Source organism: Saccharopolyspora sp. 7B (assembly GCF_020177435.1).
GTDB lineage: Bacteria > Actinomycetota > Actinomycetes > Mycobacteriales > Pseudonocardiaceae > Saccharopolyspora_C > Saccharopolyspora_C gregorii.
Genome location: NZ_JAIUKC010000129.1, coordinates 1 through 3521 on the forward strand (window position 1 = coordinate 1; position 3521 = coordinate 3521).

Below are 3521 nucleotides of genomic sequence, written 5' to 3' on the forward strand. Positions count from 1 at the left end.
CCGCTGCGGCCCCCGCGTCCCGGCGCCGAAGCCCGGTCAGCCTCCCCGAAGCCCGCTGAGCCGCGGCCTCGCTGGTCGCGTTCCTGCGCGGCCTCGCCGTGGACCTGGGCGGCGGCCCGTGGTGGGCGATGTGGTTGCCGTACCTGGTCTGCTACGCCACCGGCGGCTGGGAACCCGCCTGGGCCGGTCTCCAGGCGCTGCGCGAGCGCACGCTCGACGTGGACCTGCTGATGATCGTCGCGGCGATCGGCGCCGCCGCAATCGGCCAGGTGCGCGACGGCGGGCTGCTCATCGTCATCTTCGCGACCTCGGGCGCGCTGGAGGCGTACGCGACCGCCCGCACCGAGGACTCCGTGCGCGGGCTGCTCGACCTCGCCCCGGACACCGCGGTGCGGGTGCGCGACGGCGCCGAGGAGCGGGTGCCCGCCGCGGACCTGCTCGTCGGCGACGAGATCGTGGTGCGCCCCGGTGAGCGCATCGGCGCCGACGGCGAGGTCCTCGACGGCGGCAGCGAGGTCGACGAGGCCACCATCACCGGCGAACCGGTGCCCGCCGCGAAGTCCCCCGGGTCCGAGGTGTTCGCCGGAACCCTCAACGGCTCCGGCGCGCTGCGGGTCCGCGTCGCCCGGGACTCCGCCGAGTCGGTGATCGCCCGCATCGTGGCGCTGGTCGCCGAGGCGAGCGAGGCGAAGGCACCGACCCAGCTGTTCGTCGAGAAGGTCGAGCAGCGCTACTCGGTCGGCGTCGTGCTGGCGACGCTCGCCGTGTTCGGGGTCCCGCTGCTGTTCGGCTCGACGCCGACCGACGCGCTGCTGCGCGCCATGACCTTCATGATCGTCGCCTCGCCGTGCGCGGTGGTGCTGGCGACGATGCCGCCGCTGCTGTCCGCGATCGCCAACGCCGGGCGGCGCGGCGTGCTGGTGAAGTCCGCGGTGGTGCTGGAGCGGCTCGCCGACGTGCGACGCGTCGCGCTGGACAAGACCGGCACGCTCACCGAGGGCACCCCGCGGGTCACCGAGATCCGCGTCGAGCCCGGCCGCTCCGCGGACGAGCTGCTCGCCGCGGCCGCGGGCGCGGAGCGGTTCAGCGAGGACCCGCTCGGCCGCGCCGTCGTCGCCGCCGCGCGCGACCGCGGGCTCGCCGTCCCCGCCGCCACCGGTTTCCACGCCACCCCCGGCCACGGCGTGGCGGCCACCGTGGACGGCAGGCGCGTCGAGCTCGCCCGCCCCGCCGACCGCACCGGCCCGGTCGGCGAGGTCGAAGCCGGTGGCCGCACCGCCGTGGTGGTGTCCGTGGACGGGGACCGCGCCGGGGTGCTCGGGCTCAGCGACCGGCTCCGCTCCGACGCGGCCGAGGCCGTCGCCGCGCTGCGCGAGCTGACCGGAACCGAACCCGTGCTGCTCACCGGGGACCACGAACCGGCCGCGCGCCGCGTCGCGGCCGAAGCGGGCCTGCGCGAGGTGCGGGCCGGGCTGCTGCCGGAGCAGAAGGTCGCCGCGGTGGCCGAACTCGGTGACCGCACCCTGATGCTCGGCGACGGCGTCAACGACGCGCCCGCGCTGGCCGCCGCGCACACCGGGGTCGCGATGGGCCGGGCCGGCGCCGACCTCACCCTGGAGACCGCCGACGTCGTGGTCGTGCGCGACGAGCTCGCGGCCGTCGGCAAGCTCGTCGACCTGTCCCGGCGAGCGCGGCGCCTGGTGCGGCAGAACCTGGTCATCGCGGGCGCGTTCATCACCGTCCTCGTGGTGTGGGACCTCGCCGGGAACCTGCCGCTGCCGCTGGGCGTCGCCGGGCACGAGGGTTCGACCGTCCTCGTCGGGCTCAACGGCCTCCGCCTGCTGCGGTCGGGCGCCTGGCGCTGACACGATGACCGGGTGATCACCAGTGCACCGGCTTCCACCGTGGCCGTCCTGATCCACGACGGCTACTACGGGCACGGGACGGGAGCCGGTGCCGCCAACCGCGCGTTCCTGCGCGTGCTGGCCGAAGTGCTGCCCGCGGACGTGCGACTGCTGCTGCTCCCCGTCCGGCTCGCACCGGACAGCCCGGAGCACCGGGAGCACGAACCCCAGGACCTGGCCGGTGTCCTCGCCCGCGCCGAGGTGCATCCGCTCGACAACGGCACCTCCGGCACCGACCGCTTCGGCGGGGTGGCGAACTTCCGGGCGCTGGCCGCGGCCGCCGGTCAGGTGCTCCGCGACCAGGTGGGGCGCCGCGGGGAGAGCTGCCTGTGCATCGCGTTCGACGTGCCGTTCTTCGGCCTCGCCGAGACCGCGCCGGAGCAGGTGCAGCTGGTGCTGGTGCCGCGGTCCACCGGAATGCTGCACCAGCCGCAGGACCTCGCCCGGACGCGCTGGGAACGCCACTGCCTGCTCAGCGCCGTCCGGCGAGGCGCCCGGATCGGCTGGATCTCCCGGTTCATGGCCGAGCACCTGCGCACCGACTACCGCGTTCCGCCCGCCGCGCTGGTGGCGTTGCCCGACGGGCTCACCGACGCCGACCGGCCCAGCCCCGCCGCCGAACTCCTCCCGCCCGGAGCGGACCGCGTCGTGCTGGGAAATCCGAACCTGCGGAACGGCTTCCTGCTGTCGTTCGGCAGGGCCGAACCGTACAAGGGGTTCCAGGACCTGATCGCCGCGCTCGCCCTGGTGCGGCGGCGCCGCCCGCCCGCGCTGGTGCTCGCCGCGGTGAGCGAGGGCCCCGGCCGGACCCGCTTCCAGCAGCGGCTGGTGGCCGAGCTGCGCGCCACCGGCGTACCCGCGGTCTTCCTGGGCGACTTCGACCCGCGGATCCGCTCGCTGCTCACCCGCCCGGAGCTGCGCGGGGTGATCGTGCCCTCGCGCAGCGAACCCTTCGGCCGCATCCCGCTGGAAGCGCACGCCGCGGGCGCGGCTCCCGTCGTCGCTACCCGAGCCGGCGGGCTGGCCGAGCAGATCACCGATGGGCACACCGGGTTCAGCGCCGAACCGGCCGATCCCGCCTCGCTCGCCGCCGCGCTCACCCGGGCGCTCGAACTGACTCCCGCCGCCCGCGCCCGGATGCGCCGCGCCGCGATGGCCGCGACCGTCCACTTCGACCACCGGCTCGCGGTGATCCGGTTCCTGCGCGCCAACGGTTACGGTGTCGGGGCAGAGGAACGGAGGACGGGGTGAGCGACGGGCTGTCCCGCACCATCGGCAGGCACGCGGCGCGGTGGCGCACCGTGACACCGCGCAAGAACGTGCTCGTCGTCGTGCACAACGTCACCGCGATGACCCGGCTGCTGGACGTGCTGCCGGTGTTCGAAGGCGATTTCCGGGTGCAGCTCAGCTACACGTGGAACGGTTCCGACCCGTTCCCCGACGGGCTGCACCGCATGCTCGCCGAACGCGGCATCCCGCTCATCAGCTGGGAACAAGCGCTGCTGACCCGGTTCGACCTCGCCCTCGCGGCGAACCTCGGCGGCCTCGTCGAGATCGACGCACCCATCGTCTCGATTCCGCACGGGATTCGCTACACTAAAGTGCTTTCCCGGAGAA

The 3521-nt window shown here is 75.0% G+C and carries 1 protein-coding gene and 2 pseudogenes; all 3 read left to right on the forward strand.

What is annotated here, in order from left to right; genetic code table 11:
* Positions 1-1865: pseudogene (locus tag LCD33_RS20115) on the forward strand (heavy metal translocating P-type ATPase); the annotation flags it as partial.
* A gap of 12 nt (positions 1866-1877) precedes the next feature.
* The gene (locus LCD33_RS29450) at positions 1878-3155 is read left to right on the forward strand and encodes a glycosyltransferase family 4 protein (RefSeq protein ID WP_224978144.1); all 1278 of its coding nucleotides are present in this window, start codon (positions 1878-1880) and stop codon (positions 3153-3155) included.
* Positions 3152-3521: pseudogene (locus LCD33_RS20125) on the forward strand (hypothetical protein); the annotation flags it as partial. The gene LCD33_RS29450 and the pseudogene LCD33_RS20125, both read left to right, overlap by 4 nt.